The organism is Streptomyces sp. NPDC001980 (genome assembly GCF_040296885.1).
Classification (GTDB): domain Bacteria; phylum Actinomycetota; class Actinomycetes; order Streptomycetales; family Streptomycetaceae; genus Streptomyces.
Genome location: NZ_JBEOYD010000031.1, coordinates 42,376 through 59,000, shown reverse-complemented (window position 1 = coordinate 59,000; position 16,625 = coordinate 42,376). Strand labels below are relative to the sequence as shown.

The 16,625-nt window shown below is 66.9% G+C and carries 15 protein-coding genes and 4 pseudogenes; 12 read left to right on the top strand and 7 right to left on the bottom strand.

What is annotated here, in order from left to right; genetic code table 11:
- Positions 1 to 5: 5 nt before the first annotated feature.
- Positions 6 to 506 carry a MarR family winged helix-turn-helix transcriptional regulator gene (locus ABT137_RS36100; protein ID WP_351715365.1) on the bottom strand — a complete coding sequence of 167 codons (501 nt, stop codon included), beginning with the start codon at positions 504 to 506 and terminating at the stop codon, positions 6 to 8.
- Positions 507 to 669: 163 nt separating this feature from the next.
- Here ABT137_RS36100 and ilvA point away from each other — a divergent pair, with 163 nt between their 5' ends.
- From ilvA to ABT137_RS36075, 5 genes and pseudogenes are all read left to right on the top strand, one after another.
- Positions 670 to 1,899: a threonine ammonia-lyase gene (gene ilvA, locus ABT137_RS36095; protein ID WP_351715364.1), complete on the top strand. Its 1,230-nt coding sequence runs from the start codon at positions 670 to 672 to the stop codon at positions 1,897 to 1,899.
- Positions 1,900 to 2,115: 216 nt separating this feature from the next.
- Positions 2,116 to 3,132 carry an ATP-binding cassette domain-containing protein gene (locus ABT137_RS36090; protein WP_351715363.1) on the top strand — a complete coding sequence of 339 codons (1,017 nt, stop codon included), beginning with the start codon at positions 2,116 to 2,118 and terminating at the stop codon, positions 3,130 to 3,132.
- Entirely contained in the window at positions 3,129 to 3,983 is an 855-nt protein-coding gene (locus ABT137_RS36085) for an ABC transporter permease (RefSeq protein WP_351715362.1), read from the top strand. The genes ABT137_RS36090 and ABT137_RS36085 overlap by 4 nt, the downstream gene beginning before the upstream one ends.
- Before the next feature lie 328 nt (positions 3,984 to 4,311).
- Positions 4,312 to 4,736, top strand: a pseudogene (locus ABT137_RS36080) (IS5 family transposase); the annotation flags it as partial.
- A gap of 437 nt (positions 4,737 to 5,173) precedes the next feature.
- A complete protein-coding gene (locus ABT137_RS36075; protein WP_351715361.1) occupies positions 5,174 to 6,433 on the top strand; it encodes an esterase/lipase family protein in 1,260 nt (419 codons plus the stop codon).
- Between the two features lie 101 nt (positions 6,434 to 6,534).
- Here the strand turns inward: ABT137_RS36075 and ABT137_RS36070 are convergent.
- Together ABT137_RS36070 and ABT137_RS36065 are read right to left on the bottom strand one after the other, a co-directional pair.
- Positions 6,535 to 7,373: pseudogene (locus ABT137_RS36070) on the bottom strand (IS5 family transposase).
- 288 nt (positions 7,374 to 7,661) lie between these two features.
- Positions 7,662 to 7,847 carry an STAS domain-containing protein gene (locus tag ABT137_RS36065; protein ID WP_351715360.1) on the bottom strand — a complete coding sequence of 62 codons (186 nt, stop codon included), beginning with the start codon at positions 7,845 to 7,847 and terminating at the stop codon, positions 7,662 to 7,664.
- Between the two features lie 393 nt (positions 7,848 to 8,240).
- Here ABT137_RS36065 and ABT137_RS36060 point away from each other — a divergent pair, with 393 nt between their 5' ends.
- A complete protein-coding gene (locus ABT137_RS36060; protein ID WP_351715359.1) occupies positions 8,241 to 8,714 on the top strand; it encodes a VOC family protein in 474 nt (157 codons plus the stop codon).
- Positions 8,715 to 9,290: 576 nt separating this feature from the next.
- On the opposite strand, the gene ABT137_RS36050 is transcribed toward ABT137_RS36060, so the two are convergent.
- Positions 9,291 to 10,202: a LysR family transcriptional regulator gene (locus tag ABT137_RS36050; protein WP_351715357.1), complete on the bottom strand. Its 912-nt coding sequence runs from the start codon at positions 10,200 to 10,202 to the stop codon at positions 9,291 to 9,293.
- Between the two features lie 356 nt (positions 10,203 to 10,558).
- Here ABT137_RS36050 and ABT137_RS36045 point away from each other — a divergent pair, with 356 nt between their 5' ends.
- From ABT137_RS36045 to ABT137_RS36035, 3 genes are all read left to right on the top strand, one after another.
- Positions 10,559 to 11,347 (top strand): SDR family NAD(P)-dependent oxidoreductase, encoded by a 789-nt coding sequence (locus ABT137_RS36045; RefSeq protein WP_351715356.1) that lies wholly within the window; start codon positions 10,559 to 10,561, stop codon positions 11,345 to 11,347.
- A gap of 88 nt (positions 11,348 to 11,435) precedes the next feature.
- A complete protein-coding gene (locus ABT137_RS36040) occupies positions 11,436 to 11,783 on the top strand; it encodes a carboxymuconolactone decarboxylase family protein (RefSeq protein WP_351715355.1) in 348 nt (115 codons plus the stop codon).
- Between the two features lie 148 nt (positions 11,784 to 11,931).
- Complete coding sequence (locus tag ABT137_RS36035; protein WP_351715354.1) at positions 11,932 to 12,483, top strand: OsmC family protein; 552 nt, start codon at positions 11,932 to 11,934, stop codon at positions 12,481 to 12,483.
- A gap of 1,262 nt (positions 12,484 to 13,745) precedes the next feature.
- On the opposite strand, the gene ABT137_RS36030 is transcribed toward ABT137_RS36035, so the two are convergent.
- On the bottom strand, positions 13,746 to 14,246 hold the full coding sequence (locus ABT137_RS36030; RefSeq protein ID WP_351715353.1) for a DUF302 domain-containing protein: 501 nt from the start codon (positions 14,244 to 14,246) through the stop codon (positions 13,746 to 13,748).
- Between the two features lie 357 nt (positions 14,247 to 14,603).
- Between ABT137_RS36030 and ABT137_RS36025 the strand changes: the two genes are divergently transcribed.
- From ABT137_RS36025 to ABT137_RS36015, 3 genes and pseudogenes are all read left to right on the top strand, one after another.
- The gene (locus ABT137_RS36025) at positions 14,604 to 14,804 is read left to right on the top strand and encodes a hypothetical protein (RefSeq protein WP_351715352.1); all 201 of its coding nucleotides are present in this window, start codon (positions 14,604 to 14,606) and stop codon (positions 14,802 to 14,804) included.
- A gap of 240 nt (positions 14,805 to 15,044) precedes the next feature.
- A pseudogene (locus ABT137_RS36020) lies at positions 15,045 to 15,278 on the top strand (effector-associated constant component EACC1); the annotation flags it as partial.
- 12 nt (positions 15,279 to 15,290) lie between these two features.
- A pseudogene (locus tag ABT137_RS36015) lies at positions 15,291 to 15,467 on the top strand (ABC transporter permease); the annotation flags it as partial.
- A 61-nt stretch (positions 15,468 to 15,528) separates the two neighbouring features.
- Here ABT137_RS36015 and greA read toward each other — a convergent pair.
- Positions 15,529 to 16,029, bottom strand: a complete 501-nt coding sequence (gene greA, locus ABT137_RS36010) for a transcription elongation factor GreA (RefSeq protein WP_351486103.1) — start codon at positions 16,027 to 16,029, stop codon at positions 15,529 to 15,531.
- A gap of 168 nt (positions 16,030 to 16,197) precedes the next feature.
- On the bottom strand, positions 16,198 to 16,596 hold the full coding sequence (locus tag ABT137_RS36005) for a DUF4307 domain-containing protein (protein ID WP_351715351.1): 399 nt from the start codon (positions 16,594 to 16,596) through the stop codon (positions 16,198 to 16,200).
- Positions 16,597 to 16,625: the final 29 nt, after the last annotated feature.

The window sequence follows — 16,625 nt, the reverse complement described above, 5'->3', positions numbered from 1 at the left end:
AGTGGTCAGGAGGCCGGCGGGGTGTCCGAGCCCGGCGGGACCGCCATCCGCGCGGACAGCGCGCTGTTGAAGCGGGTGAGCAGCGCGCAGAACGTCTCGCGCTCCGCCGGCTCCCAGTCCTGCGTCAGCTCCGCCATCAACTGGCGCCGCGACGAACGCACTTCCTCCAGCCGCGACAGCCCGCGCGGGGACAGCTGGAGCACCACGGCCCGGCCGTCCTCGGGGTGCGAGGTGCGCTTGACGAGCCCGGTGTCGACCAGCGGGGCCACCTGCCGGGTGACCGTGGACGAGTCGATCCCCATGCTGGCGGCAAGCGCCTTGACCCCCATGGGGCCTTCCTTGTCGAGGCGGTTGAGCAGCAGATACGCGGCGCGGTCCATGGAGTTGCGCACCTGCCCGACGCCGCCGAGCCGGGTCTGTTCGGCACGACGGGCGAACACCGCCACCTCGTGCTGCAGCGTGTCGAGAAGACCGGTGTCACCGACGGTCGTCATGTCCATCGACATTTCAGGTGTTGTGGGCATGGCCGGGGGCTCGCTTCATGAAAGGAGTGCTGATGTGGGGGACAGAGTACGCGGACAGGGGGCGAGCCGTACCGGCGCTGCGCAAACCGGTCTCGGAGCTTGGTCACACCCGCGCCTCCGGCCTGTGAACTGCGAGACTTGAGTCATGAGCTACAGCACGGCTGACTCCTTGCGCCCCGTCACCCTCGACGATGTACGCGGCGCCCAGAAGATGCTCACGGGCGTGGCGCGGGTGACCGCGATGGAGGGCAGCAGGCACCTGTCCCAGCTGGTCGGCTCGCCGGTGCACCTCAAGTGCGAGAACCTCCAGCGGACCGGTTCGTTCAAGCTGCGCGGCGCCTATGTACGGATCGCCGGGCTGTTGCCCGAGGAGCGCGCCGCCGGGGTCGTCGCCGCGAGCGCCGGGAACCACGCGCAGGGCGTGGCGCTGGCCTCGTCGCTGCTCGGCGTGCACTCGACGGTGTTCATGCCCAACGGCGCCCCGCTGCCCAAGATCAGTGCCACCCGGGAGTACGGCGCGGAGGTGCGGCTGCACGGCCAGGTGGTCGACGAGACGCTGGAGGCCGCCCAGGAGTACGCGGCCGAGACCGGCGCGGTGTTCATCCACCCCTTCGACCACCCGGACATCATCGCCGGTCAGGGCACGGTCGGGCTGGAGATCCTGGACCAGTGCCCCGAGGTCGGCACGATCGTCGTCGGGATCGGCGGCGGCGGGCTCGCGGCCGGGATCGCGGTCGCGGTGAAGGCGGTCAGACCGGACGTGCGGATCGTCGGCGTCCAGGCGGCGGGCGCGGCCGCGTATCCGCCCTCGCTGGCGGCCGGGCACCCGGTCACGGTGGCGAACCCGGCGACGATGGCCGACGGCATCAGGGTGGGTCGGCCCGGTGACGTGCCGTTCGCGCTCGTCGAGGAGCTGGTCGACGAGGTCCGCACGGTCAGCGAGGACCAGCTGTCGGCCGCGCTGCTGCTCTGCCTGGAGCGGGCCAAGATGGTGGTGGAACCGGCCGGGGCCAGCCCGGTCGCGGCGCTGCTGGGCGAGCCCGGCGCCTTCGCCGGACCGGTCGTCGCCGTGCTGTCCGGCGGCAACGTCGACCCGGTGCTGCTGCAGCGGGTGCTGCGGCACGGCATGGCCGCGCAGGGCCGCTACCTGGCCGTACGGCTGCGGCTGACCGACCGGCCGGGCGCGCTCGCCACCCTGCTCGGGGTGCTGTCCGCGGTCGACGCGAACGTCCTCGACGTGAGCCACATCCGCACCGATCCCCGCCTCGGGCTCGCGGAGGCGGAGGTCGAACTCCACCTGGAGACCAAGGGCCCGGCCCACTGCACCGAGGTCGGCCGGTCCCTGCGCGAGGCCGGTTACACGGTCATCGACTGAGCGCGGCGGCCGTTCCCGGCGCAAGACGGCCTGGTCAGCGCCTGTTCACTCACTCGTTCGGGGAAATCCGTCGACGAACGCGATACATCGCGTTATGGTGTGTCGCGTGGCCACCGCTGCCGTCCGCCTGCCGTCGCACCGGCGGAAAACCATAGGCGGACCGAGGGCCGCATACCTAGCCTTCTCACAGAATCCCCCGACGACGTGGAGACCCATATGCCAGGCGCCATCTATGCCGAAGGTCTGGTCAAGACCTTCGGCGACGTAAGGGCTTTGGACGGCGTCGACCTCGATGTCCCCGAAGGCACGGTCCTCGGACTGCTCGGGCCGAACGGCGCGGGCAAGACGACGGCCGTCCGCTGCCTGACGACCCTGCTCCGCCCCGACAGCGGCAAGGCCGTCGTCGCGGGCATGGACGTCCTCGGGCAACCGGACGCCGTACGCCGCTCCATCGGCCTGTCCGGACAGTTCGCGGCGGTCGACGAATACCTCACCGGCCGCGAGAACCTGCAGATGGTCGGCCAGCTGTACCAGATGCGGGCCAAGCAGGCCAAGGCCCGCGCGGTCGAGCTGCTGGAGCAGTTCAACCTCACCGACGCCGCCGACCGCCCCACCAAGACCTACTCCGGCGGCATGCGCCGCCGCCTCGACCTCGCCGCCGCCCTCGTCGTCTCCCCGCCCGTGATGTTCATGGACGAGCCGACCACCGGCCTCGACCCGCGCAACCGCCAGCAGTTGTGGGAGGTCATCCAGCAGCTGGTCTCCGGCGGCACGACCCTGCTGCTCACCACCCAGTACCTGGAAGAGGCCGACCACCTCGCCCACGACATCGCGGTCGTCGACCACGGCAAGGTCATCGCCCAGGGCACCTCCGACGAGCTCAAGGCCCGCACCGGCGGCGAGCGCGTCGAGGTCGTGGTGCACGAGCGCGAGCACATCCGGACCGCCGCCGAGGTGCTGGCGGGGTTCGGCAAGGGCGACACCACCGTCGAGGAGCACACCCGCAAGCTCACCGTGCCCGTCACCGGCGGCGCCAAGCTGCTCGCCGAGGTCATCCGCGAGCTGGACTCCCGGGGCATCGAGATCGACGACATCGCCCTGCGCCGCCCCACCCTCGACGACGTCTTCCTCTCCCTGACCGGACACGTGGCCGAGGAGAAGCCCGAGGGCAACGGCGAGCGGGGCAGCAAGAAGGACAGCCGCAAGGACAGCCGCAAGGAGACCGTGAAGTGAGTGCCGTCAGCGACACCGCGCGGGTGCCGGCCGCCCCTGGCAACGCCGTGACCCAGTCGTTCCGCGACTCGATGGTCGTGGCGAAACGCAACCTGATCCGCATGTCCCGGATCCCCGAGATGCTGATCTTCGGGCTGATCCAGCCCATCATGTTCGTGGTGCTGTTCACCTATGTGTTCGGCGGCTCGATCACGGTCGGTTCCTCCACCTCCACCCAGGCCTACCGCGAGTTCCTGATGGCCGGCATCTTCGCCCAGACCGTCACGTTCGCCACGGCCGGCGCCGGCGCGGGCATCGCCGACGACATGCACAAGGGCCTCATAGACCGCTTCCGCTCCCTACCGATGGCTCGCGGCGCCGTCCTGACCGGACGCACCCTCGCCGACCTGGTCCAGACGGCACTCACCCTCGTCGTCCTGGCGATCGTCGCGGTGATCGTCGGCTGGCGCACGCACGAGAACTTCGGCAAGGTACTCGCCGGCTTCGCCCTCCTCCTGCTGCTCGGCTACGCGTTCTCCTGGATCGGCGCACTCATCGGCCTGACCGTACGCACCCCTGAAGCGGCGACCTCAGGCGGTCTGATCTGGCTGTTCCCGCTGACGTTCATCTCGAACGCCTTCGTGGACGCGAACCACCTCCCGGCCTTCCTGCGCCACATCGCGGAGTGGAACCCGTTCAGCGCCACCGTGCAAGCGTGCCGCGAGCTGTTCGGCAACCTTCCGCCGGGCTTCAACGCGTCCGACGCCTGGCCCATGCAGCACCCCGTATGGGCCTCGCTGATCTGGTCGGTCGTGATCATCCTGGCCTTCCGGACGCTGGCGGTTCGTAAGTATCGTCGGGCGGCTGGTTGAGCATGTGCCTCGCAGATTGTCTCCGTCGTGGAATGGGCCTGAGGAAGCAACGGCCCCCGAAGCGACCGTCTGCGGCTGCCCCACACCGCGGGTAGCAACGGGCATACGAGGCGCCGAGCAGCATCTGCGGGGCTGAGCGTTACCACCAGCAGTGGTCACGGGGTCGCCGCTCGTGGACACGGTGAAGTCCGGTGTGACAACGATCGTGGTGGTGGGGGAGGACCTGCCTCCCACGGTGAAGGTCAGGCTGGTGGCTCCGGGCAGGGCGTGGTGGTCAGAAGCAGCGCCTAGCGCGTGTCTCTTTGATGGGTTGGTCAGTTGATCGGATGTGTCCGTCCGATTAGTGATCACTGATGCGATGTGGAACCGGATCGAGCCGCTGATGCCGGCCGATCCGGTTCGTGGGCGGCGATGGGCCGACCACCGCCGCACCCTTGAGGCCATCGCGTGGAAGTACCGAACCAGTTCGTTCTGGCGGGACCTTCCCGACGAGCTCGGTTCATTCCAAACCGCTCACAAACGCCTGATCAGGTGGGCCGTTGACGGTACCTGGGCGCGGATCCTCACCGCCGTTCTGGCCGCAGCGGACTTCGACGACGACATCGACTGGACCGTATCTGTGGACTCCACCGTCGTTCGGGCCCACCAGCACGCCGTCGGCGCACGGGAAAAGGGGCCGTCGATCGCGCCGAGCCCGCCGACCATGCAGTCGGACCCTCACGCGGCGGGCTGAGCACCAAAGTCCACCTGGCCGGCATCCTCATCTGGACTCGACGCTGACCAAAGAGACAGAACCTGGCCGCGCGACCGACCGTAGCCGTGCGACCTCGCCCAGCCGGTGCCTGCTCACGCCGTGGTAGCGCAGCGCGCCTCGCTCAGGTGGAATGCACTGTCTCAGAGCGGCAGCCCTCGCAGTCGGTGCGTCACCCGTTTGTGTAGGTCCATTGCCGTGTGTTCGCAGCCGGTATCAGCGGCCCCGGGCTGCTGGAAGGCCCACACGAGCAGGCCTCAAACTCGCCAGCCTTGACGGGGCTACCGGTGGTGCAGGACGGGTGACATCGCGAGCACTACGAGTAGCCGTCTGTGCACATTCTGCGATCATGGTGTCGGGCGGTCGTGGTCTCGCGATGACGGCGTGACGGGACCGGCCATTCGGCGAACCCGTGAACTGCGCAAGGAGTCGATCGATCATGTCCGCACCCGTCGTTGACGTCTGGGGCCCGGTCGCCCCCGGAACCCGCTCCTCGTATCCCCCGGCACCGGAACCGCATGACGAGTGGCCGCTCCCGGGTGGAACGGCCTGGGTCTACTACAGCCCGCTGAACCGCAGGCAGCTCATCAGGCCCGTCATCCTCTCCGACGGCTTCTCCAGCGGGTCGAGCAACCTTGACCAGCTGTGGCACGGCCTGGAGGAGAACGGCGACTACCGTTTCATCTCCGAACTGCACGCGGCCGGCCGGGACGTGATCATCCTCGGCTACGACGACCGGACGGCCTCGATCACGGCCAACGCCGAGACCGCCATCGACTGCATCCGCCGGGCCAACGCCGAGCGGGTGGGCCAGGCGAAGCTGGCCGTGGGCGGATTCAGCATGGGCGGACTGGTCACCCGCTACGCGCTGGCCAAGATGGAGCAGGACCCCTCGCTTCCCGACCACGAGACGTCCGTCTACCTCTCCTACGACACCCCGCACAACGGTGCGTGGCTCCCCATCAGCATCCAGGCATTCGCGCACTTCACGACGGACGAGTGGGGGGACACTCCCGGCGTGGGCCCCGTCCTGCGTCAGTTCTCCGGCCTGCTCAACAGCCCCGCCGCGAAGCAGATGGCGCGCTGGCACATCGAGAAGGTCGGCGACACCCCGGAGCAGGCCCCGGAGCGGGTGGCGTTCCTCCGGGCGCTCGAGGAGGTCGGGGGATGGCCGCGGAACCTCCGCACGATCGGTGTCGCCAACGGCGTGGACACCGGAGCCGGCAACGGTGTCAAGGCCGGCGCGACCGCGGTGAGGTGCGACGGTGAGACGCTGCACGACACGTGGCTCAAGACCCAGGCAAAGGGTGATCAGGTCGTCGCACGCCTGCAGAAGACCGGCGGCGAGCCGGTATCGGTTCGCACCGGCGGGCTGCCCGAGATCGACGGTGCTCCCGGGGGCCTGTTCACCGTGCCGTCCCCTGCGGGCGACACCGGCAGCTTCGGCCTGGCCGCCCTCCTCATGGCTCTCACCGGCAACGAGGTGGACCCGGACGTCATCACCACGTCCTGCTTCATCCCCAGCATCAGCGCCGTCGCCGCCGGTGACATCAACGACCCGAAGGCGCTCTACCAGCCGGTCACACCGGACCACAGCGCACTCGACGCCTTCGCGTGCGCCAGCCGCAACGAAGGACACACCACCATGACCGAAGAACTCGGCGCGTGGATCGTGAACGAGATCGTCGCGGCCGGGTGACCATCCGGGGTGGGCGGGCCGTACCGGCAAAAGCCCGCCCACCCCGGGGCCTCGGCCAACTGAGCGTTTGGTCCGGTGCTTCGTGTTTGGTCCCGAGTCGGTCAGGTTCCGCGCCAGTTCAGGGTGGCTTCGCCGGTGAGTCTGCGGGTCATGAGGTCGATCATCGCAAGGTGGATCATGGCTTCGGAGCGGTGCGGGTGGCGTTCGTAGTCGCGGGCGAGTCGTCGGTGGTGCATGAGCCAGCCGATGCCGCGTTCGATGGTCCAGCGTCTCGGGGTGATCGTGAACCCGCGGGCGCCGGGCGGGCGTTGGACGGGTTGGATGTCGATGCCCAGGTGGGCCCCGTGGTCGATGGTGGTGGTGCGGTAGCCCGCGTCCACCCAGGCCTTCGTGATGCGCGGGTGGGCAGCGGCGATGCGGGACAGCAGGGTCACGCCGGCTGCGGTGTCGGAGACATTGGCAGCGGTGACCAGCACGGTCAGCAACAGGCCGAGAGTGTCACAGCCGAGGTGGCGCTTGCGCCCGATGATCCGTTTCCCGGCGTCCGTGCCCTGATCCGCGAGGTGCACGTTGGCGGAGGTTTTGATGGTCTGGGAGTCCAGCACGCAGGCCGACGGCTCCGCGCCTCGGCCCTCGGCTTCGCGGACCGGGCGCCGCAGCAGGCCGGTGAGCTGCTCGAAGACGCCGTCTTGTCGCCACTTGGCGAAGTACCCGTACACCGTGGCCCACGGGGCGAAGTCGTGCGGGAGGTAGCGCCAGGGATGCCGGTGCGGTCCACGTACAGGATGGCGTTCATGATGTGGCGCAGGTCGTGTTCGGGAGGTCGGCCGATGTCCAGTGCGCGGGCGCGGCGCTGCTCCCGCCAGGACGTCAGGATGGGCTCGATCAGCGCCCAGCGCGCGTCGGACAGGTCGCTGGGACAGGGGCCGTGCGGAGTCATGTTTGCGAAGTAGCCGACCGCGGTCGGCCCCGCCAGCGGTCAAAGGGCGTCGCTCGGGGGCGTGTTGGGAGCAGACAGGAGCGGCCGGAACGAAACGACCCCCAGGGGTCGCGGACGAGTCGACCGCCCCATCAAGCACAGCGGCCCCGGCGTTACTGGACCCTGGAAACGACACCAACTCGACCGAGACATGACCAGACACTCAGTAGAGGACGTCGGCTGCACTGACGTGGAACTCATCGAAGTCCAGCCTGGGCATCTGCCTCAGCCGAAGGCGTGACAGGCCCCTCAACGGGCGACTGCGTCCTCCACCGTCGACCGGACGTCCAGGACGGTGTCCGCGCCCGTCGGATCCAGGACCCTTGCAAGCGGTGGCCCGGGCCTGGCCACCCGCAGCACAGCCGTGTGGTTGAAGGCCGGCAGCACGTTCAGGACGGTCGAATCCGCGAAGGTGATGCCGGCTGCATCCACCACCTTGGCGTGTCCACGGGCTCACACGGGAGGGCCTGCCTCCGAGGGCTCGTCCAAACCGCCGAGTTGAGGTGGCTTCGTCGCATCGGGAGCTGTTCGCGCGGTGAAGACGATGACGTTGCGGCGCCGTGGAAACTCCGAGACGAGCACAGCCGCTCGGCCATGCCGCTCCAGAATGCGATGCAGTCACGCGCGAGTGACAATGGTGGAGCGTATCGGCAGCATCTGAAATCCAGTCCAGCAGAATTCCTGATCGGCAGCACATTACAGGCTCGTTCACTGGCCGTTCGAAGGCATCACTCGGACTGGGCAATACCAGAGAAGCATAGCCTGTCGGTCCAATAAAGTTTACTTATCACATTCTCTCGGAATTCAATCCTGTGAGGGTGAAGAAAGATGGACCTGAAGCTCGAAGTTATTGTACTTCCTGTCTCCGACGTCGATCGCGCCAAGAGTTTCTACGAGACAGCGGGGTTCCGTATGGACGTTGACAATACGTTCAGTGACGACTACCGGCTGGTACACCTCACGCCCCCCGGTTCGGCATGCTCGATCATCTTCGGCAAGGGCATGATTGACGCTGCTCCCGGCTCGGTTCAGGGCTTGTATCTCATCGTCGCGGATGTCGAGCAGGCGCGTGCAGAACTCGTCAGCCGCGGCATCAAGGTCAGTGACGTGTTCCATGATGCCGGGGGGCTCCTTCACCACGGTCACGAGGCCGGAGATGCTGTGCATCGGGGCGCCGGCCAGGAACGGATCGCGGGCCCGAGCCCTGACCGGACGTCCTACGCCTCCTTCGCCACCTTCAGCGACCCAGACGGAAACGGGTGGGTGCTTCAGGAGATCACGCAGCGGCAGCCCGGCCGGTGATTCCCGGCATCGCCAGCGCGCCGCAACCGGCGCGCTGGCGACGACTTGTGCATCGGTATCGTCACGTTTGACCGGCGGCGGCGGTTTCCGCCTGGTAGCAGGGGTCGCACGTGATCCGCCGGGCCTCTGGCGCTCCAGTGGATGCGGGTGAACCGGGAATCGGTGCGTAGGTGGCGTGGGAATGCCTGCCGCAGACACCGGCTCCGCATCGCGCGCATGCGGCTGCGGCTATGGCCGGGCTTACCGGAACGGTCGAGGCGCGACTTTCAAGAAAGCAGTCATAGCACTGCATGGTGACTGGCCTCTCTGGGTATTGAAGCTCGCTACGGATATAATAGACTTGCTCCGTTTAATGCGCATCCGTAGGCCGGTCCACAGCAATGCGGAAAGCTATGCGGTCACCGACGCCTCTCTTGGAAGTTCGTTTATGAATGCTGGCCGAGAGGTTCGCCGACAACTCCTGTGGCTGCCAAAAAGGCGGCAGGATTACAGGGACAGCAAGAGTGACCTTCGACTCGGGCGAGTGGGAAGAGGGCCCGTTCCGGCCGACGAGAGCGGGGGCTCCGGTGGCACCGGCTATCGCTGGTCTTCTGTCCGTCGCGGTGCCGGGTCCGGCTCGACCAGTGCGGTGAGCGCGTCGACAAGCTCGTCCAGGTCGGCTCCCAGTGGGGTGTCGCAGTTCCAGACGGCCTCGTAGGCGAGCTCAACCGGCGTTCCGGCCTGCAGGAGGGGGCGGCAACTCGCGTGCTCGTAGGTGATCTTGGAGCGAGGCAGGAGGGCCGCACCCAGACCTATGGCCGCCCACTCGTCCACGGCCCGGAAGCTGGCGGCTTCGCCAGGATAGGTGCGCAATGTCAAGTTGTTGTCGTGGAAGAGGTCCGTGGTGAAGGTGGTCAGGCCGCAGGTGCGCGGACCGAGGATGTAGGCCGCGTCTGCCACTTCCTTCAGCTCCACCGGGCCGTCTTCCGTCGTGGATGCGGTGTCGACGACGACCACCGGTTCACGGGCGATCACGCGATGCCGGAACCTGGGCAGACCAGGTACGGCGGGGACAAGGATGATGTCCAGGCGGCCCGCCTCAAGGTCGTTGGTCAGGGGCTCGTGATCCGCCTCTCGCAGGATCAGGTCGCTCGGACGCTTGAGGGTACGTGCCGCCTGGTATGCCCGCCCCACCAAGTCGGCGCCGATCAGGGGCGACACACCCATGCGGATCGGCTCGGTGACCGGTCGGGCCAGCCGCTGGGTCTCGGCAAGGAGGGTGTCCAGGTCATCGAGGACACGGTCGATCAGCGGCAGAATCTGCGCTCCGTGCGGCGTGGGCTTGACTCCTCGCGGCGAGCGGTCGAAGAGCTTGACGCCGAACTCCTCCTCCAGCCGGGCAACGCCGTTGGACAGAGATGGCTGCGTCACCCCATAGGCCCGCGCGGCGGCACTGAAGGAATTCGTGCGGGATACGGCCTGGGCATAGCGCAGTGTCTCGATGTTCACGACTGCGACTCTCTCTCCTCAAGGCATAGGCATCCGCTATATCCGCATTCGCCCTGATCCTCTACCGCCTCCACTGAGGGCGCCCTACAGTCGAGGCATCCTCCGAAGCGGAGGGACGGTCTGGCGCCGCGAGGTCCCGGACGACGGCACCGAGCCGACGCCTTCCGCAAGGGTCAGCAGCTCGACAACCCTGAGCCCTTACTTGCATTCCGCAAGCAAGGAGTTTACCCCCGCGTCCGGGAGGGGCACCCGCCACTCCCCGCGCATGGGCCACACCTACACGGTCCCTTTTATCCACATACCTTGCAATTCGCGAACCCTACGAGATTCGCGATGCACCTGAGGAGCGCCCCAGCATGTCCACCAACACTCTCGACTTCACCGGACGCAAGGTCGTCGTCATCGGCGGCACCAGCGGCATGGGGCTGGCTTCTGCCCGTCGCGTGCTCGAAGGCGGCGGCACCGCTGTCGTCACCGGCCGGAGCCAGAACAGCGCTGCCAAGGCCGTCGCCGAGCTGGCCGACTACGGCAAGGCAGTCGGTCTGGCCTCCGACCTGTTCGACCGCGCCGCCGTGGATCGCCTGCGTGATGAGCTGACGGAGCAGCACCCTGACGCGACCCTGCTCGTCAACGCCGCCGGTGTCTTCCAGCCCAAGTCATTCCTGGAGCACAGCCAGGAGGACTACGACCGCTACCAGGCCATCACCCGCGCCTTCTACTTCGTCACCCAGACCATCACCAGCAACATGATTGCCCGCGGTAACAAGGGTGCCGTGGTCAACATCGGCGGCATGCTGGCGCACCAGGCCATGGCCGCGACTCCGTCCTCGGCGTACTCGGTGGCCAAGGCCGGCCTGCACTCCCTCACTCAGCACCTCGCCATGGAGCTGGCTCCGTACGGAATCCGGGTCAACACTGTGGCTCCCGCGGTGGTTCGCACGCCCATCTACGAGGCGTTCATCCCGAAGGACGAGATCGACTCCACCCTCGACGGGTTCAACAGCTTCCACCCCCTCGGTCGGGTCGGAACCCCCGAGGATGTCGCTCCCACGGTGGCCTTCCTGCTGTCCGACCAGGCGGACTGGATCACCGGTGCCACCTGGGACGTCGACGGCGGTGTCCGGGCCGGCCGCAACATCTACTGACACGGCGGTCCTCCGCCAACTCCCCCCCACGCACACCCACCGGCTAGGGACGCACACGTCCCCGACCGGCCGATATCGCAGGAGCATCGTGTCTTACCACGAGCACACCGACCACCAGTACGCCAAGCACATCCGCGCCGGAGCCCCTGACGCGTTCAAGGCATTCGTAGCCTGGGACAACCAGGTCCTACGCGGCAGCAACAACGTCATCCCGCCCAAATACACCGAGCTCATGGCTGTGGCCGTGGCGCTGACCACTCAGTGCGCGTACTGCATCGAAGCGCACACCAAGGCAGCGCGCTCCGCCGGCGCTACCCAGCAGGAACTCGCGGAGACCATCATGACGGCCGCGGCTCTGCGTGCCGGCGGCAGCTACGCCCACGGGTTCATGGCCATGAAGTTCTTCGAACAAGACGGTGACACCACCACTTCGTGACCTGCTCCGAGAGCTCAGAGAGCCGACCACTACGTCGGCCAACGGTGAGAGCGCCGCGCCGGGACATAAGCCCCGCATCCCGGCCGCAGGCACGACGGCCGGCGCTCGCCTGTGATCGCATCCCCCCACTCAGAGAGAAGCAGCAGCGATGTCTGTCATCAATGAAATCGACGTCCGTGCCCTTCAAAACAGCGCCGACACCCTTCGGGCCAACCCCGGCCTTGCCCGAGCCACCTTCACAGTCGACGGTTCGTGGCAGGGCGGCTACCGGATCACCACACGGACGGGCGCGCTGACCCAGGGCGGCAGTCGCGACGAGACGCGCGTGGCGAAATTTGAGATGTCCAGCGACGAGCCCACAGCGGCGCTCGGCACCGACACCGCGCCCACGCCGGCCGAATACGTCCTGCACGCACTGGCCGGTTGCTACACCGTCACCATCACCACTCACGCCGCTCTGCTGGGTATCGAGCTCAAGGCGATCCGCCTGGAACTCGAAGCCGACATCGACATGCGCGGGTTCCTGGGAATAGACCCTTCGGTCCGTCCGGGACTGCAGCAGATCCGGGTGCGCGTCGATCTCGATGCTCCCGACGCCGCCCGCGGACAGCTCGAAGAACTGATCGCTCTCGTCCAAAGGCGATCGGCCATCCGTGACACCCTTGCCAACCCGGTTGACGTCGTGACCACCCTTGCCTGACCGCGCGCCGGGGTTCGGCCAGGGCCACCGGGTGACCGGCACCATCAGGCGGGGCAGAGGCGAGTTCGCTGCCCGCGCCCGACGCACCATCAGACGCCACGGCCGCTACCCCGCCGTGACCGCCGGCCGGCCCGCTGTCCCGGTGCGGCTCGAACAGGCTGGCCGGGAAGCCAACGGGAGCTGTCGAGCCTGGTGCCTGGTTCCTCGCGCTCCTTGCCGGAATGTCTGTTGGACAATGCGGCTTCCGGGACCCGTTGTCGGCGGCGTTTCCGAACCGGTGAGCCAGACAGTCACACTCCCAGGTGACCGAGCTGGACCGCCCGGTCATCGGCACGGAAGACTGCTGCATCAGGGCCTCCTGCTGCTCGGTGATTCGACACCAACGAGCTGTTCAGGAGGCTCTGTCCGTATCCGCCAAGCGCCCCACGATCACCCGATAGGGACTCCGGTTCGACGCGCATCTCTCAAGATCGGAAAGACAACAACTACTTGAGACCGGCCTGCTTCAGCTTGTTGATCTGGTAACGCACCGATGCGGTGCTGGACAGCCCTACGGCCTGGCGGAACCGGAGACGGTCCAACGACTTGTTGGGCCGGAGCCAAGATCACCGACTGCTGCGTGTGTCCGCAGATGGATACTTGGCCACAAGTAAGCAACAGCGGCAAGAAGTTGCTGCCGCGAGGAAGACCGAGCGGCTGTGCGGAACGCGCTCGGCGCTCAGGGCAGGCGGCAGAGTTCCGCGCGGAATACGCCGAGAACGCCACTGCCGTCCCCTAGAGGGTCTTCGAGGATCCAGTCCGAGGTGGAGTGGGTCTGAGGGGCTGGCGTCCCGGGAGGGGCCGTCTTCCGCTCGCCCTGTCGGGTGGCCGCGCCCAGTAAGGGAGGCAGGGGAAGAGCGACTTCTACCGAACTGAGAGCTGGGATTCGTCACCAGCATCTTTCGGACGTGTGTACTGCGGGCTGAGCGGCACCGATGGTGTCCTGCATGATCGCGAAGATCCTGGGGGAATGGCGGCGCAGGCGACGGAGGAGCGAGGCTGCAGCGCCGGGAACGACTTTTCCGTAGTCGAGAAGCTCTCGCGCATCCGCTCCGAGGCGGGGAAGCAGGGCTCGTGGGGGTGCTGGCCCCCGGTATTCAGCGCTGACGGGCGATCTAGCGTCTGACCTTCGTTTCGGTGGCTGTGACCTGGTATTTTGCAGGGTCGGCGGTCTGGCGGGCGAGGTCGCCACAGGCCGTTTCCTGCGATTCGAGGTGATCAGGTTAGGCGGCGGCGGCTTCGAAGATCCCGACCAGCTCGTGGTCCAGCCGCCCGGGAACATCTGATCCCTGCATTTCATGGAATTGGCTGAAGAAGGCGGAGGGCTGGTCCACGTCGATACGTGTTTGCTCACCGTCGCGCTGGGACACGGAGATACGCACCGGTGCCCCTAGGCCGGCCGCACCGGTGTACTGAAACAAGCCTCGCGCAATGACGGGGTTGCCGACGAGGTAGAACTTGGACTCGATCGGGATTCCGGCCAGTCTCATCGCTGATCCTTGCTCGAAATCGAAAAAGATGGTGTAGTTGCTTGGCGCCGTAATCCTTGTGACGTAGGCCTCGAACCCCTCGCGGTTTTGGTGTGTCATGTATTCCATCTGCCTGGTGATCGAGAAGCGCTGCAACTTCGACTCGATGGCCTCAGTGACCTCGAAGTACGATTTATCGGAGCGAATTGTGACGAGCACCCCGTCGAAGTGGGTCTGTGTCGTCTGAGCTGACATGGTTATCCACCTCTTTCTCTGCGCCGACGGTCACGTGAGACATTACGTGTTTCCATCGTCACGGCTTGTCCGTTTTATTGTGAATGTGTACGGGGAACTGCGGTATCAGCCACCTGACTGCAGCTTTGTGAGCCGGTATTTTGCAGTGCTGGCGGTCTGGCCGGACTGCACCCTTCGGGTGCGGGGCGCCGAGTCGGACACGCTGCGCCACCGTCTCTGGCGCGTCCGCGTCCGCAAGGCCAAGGCTACTGGGCCTGACTCATCGAAGCTGGCGCGGCGCGCGGTACAAGGTCAGGCAGATCAGGGGGTTCCGGCGCTTGCCCTTCGGGCTCGGCGCGTCGCGAACGGGAACGGCACGTGTGCGCCGCGAACACCGCCTCCGACCTGACCGCCTATCTGCAACTGCTCGGCCTCGACGAGCATCGGGAACTTCGAACAGACCTGGCCGTCGGCACACGCCGTCATCGAGGCCTGGCAACGCCTCGGCGCGATCCCGGAGCCGGCCTGAACAACGGGCCGACGGGAAAGGAGGAGGACCTGAAGGTCAAGCTGGCGTGAGCCGTCCCCGCGACGGCCACGCCGCATTCCAGCCCGGACACCGTGGGGACAAACGCCGTGGACCGGACTCCAATCCCAGTCAGCCGAACCCGCAACTCAAGGGATGACTACGGCCGAAGGATCGAGGCCAGCTTGGCTGCCTCACCTAAGCCGTATGTGGAGGGGACTGAGGTCATGATGCGCATCAGCATGGAGGGCCCGAACGCTGACGAGGAATTGCGTTCATTTCGGGCTTGACTTTTGGACGCTCCTGAGATTCGCCAGCATGCCAAGATCTCATGGGAAGTTACTGATCCCGAACCCGGGGAAATGGGTGCTAGTGCACTCGATACTCTGCAGCTAGTCGCTGACAATTTTTGGCAGATCACCACTTTCTCGCTGACCTATGCGGCATGGAGAAAAACGCGCACGAGATCCCCTCGGGTGGCGATTGAACATGATGGAAAAACGGTGACCGTTGAGGGTGCGGATAGCGAGACGGTCGAGAACCCGTTCAGCGCCACCGTGCAGGCCGCCCGGGCGCTCTTCGGCACCCCCGGCCAGTCCCTGTCGGGTGCCTGGCCGATGCAGCACCCGGTGTGGGCGTCGCTGATCTACTCGGTCCTGATCATCGCGATATTCCGGACGCTGGCGGTCCGCAAGTACCGCTCCGCCACCGCCTGACGCCCGGCACGACAAAGGCCCCCGGCGTCACGCGGACGCCGGGGGCAGGTGTCTGTCCGGGTCAGCCCGAGTAGGGCTCGGCCTTCAGGATCTTCACCGAGGCCTTCTTGCCGTTCGGCAGCTCGTACTCCGCGTCCTCGCCCACCTTGTGGCCGATCACGCCAGTGCCCAGCGGGGACTGCGGGGAGTAGGTCTCGACGTCGGCGCTGGCGTACTCGCGGGAGGCCAGGAGGAAGGTCATGGTGTCGTCCTCGTCACCGTCGAAGGCGATGGTCACCACCATGCCGGGCGCGACGGCGCCGTCCGTGGACGCCGGGGCCTCGCCGACCTTGGCGTTCTCCAGAAGCTGGGTCAGCTGGCGCACACGGAGCTCCTGCTTGCCCTGCTCCTCCTTGGCCGCGTGGTACCCGCCGTTCTCGCGCAGGTCGCCCTCCTCGCGCGCGGCCGCGATCTTGGCGGCGATCTCCGTGCGCGCAGGACCAGACAGGTACTCCAGCTCGGCCCTGAGCTGGTTGTACGCCTCCTGGGTCAGCCAGGTGACGTTCTCGCTGGTCTGGGTCACAGGTGCTCCTCGTCGGTACTGGGAATACAAAGCATCGCCCTACCTGGAAGCATGTTCCTTCATGGAAGGGCGAAACCACGAGCCTAACAATTCAACGGCGGAAGGGGGAGGACATAAGCCATCAGAATCACGTCAACGCAGGTCAGCGCCTACGTATTCGGGCTGATGTCAGTCGGCGTGGCAGCCGAGCAGCTCCGCCGTGGTGCCCCGGGCCGTCGTACGGAGTGTGACCACCCGGTCGATCTCGGTCGCGGACCCGGTGAAGTGGAAGTCCGCGCGGCCCACCTCGGAGCCGTCCGCCGCCTGGGAGCGCAGCGTGCAGTAGCCGGAGGTGCCGGCGTCCTTGTGGACCTCCAGATGCACCTCGACCGCGTCGGTCGAGGCGGCGAAGGTGACGACCTGGGCACTGATCTTGTTCTGTACGACATAGTGGTAGGCCCAGTAGCCGACCAGGACGAGCAGCAGGGCGCCCAGCACCGCACCGGCGACCTTGAGCTTGCGGTCGGCGCGCTCGTCCGAGGAGCTGCCGTAACGGCCCTCGGGCAGCCGCGTGCTCGCGGTACTCATGATCGTCCTCCTGGCAGGAACCACCCCCG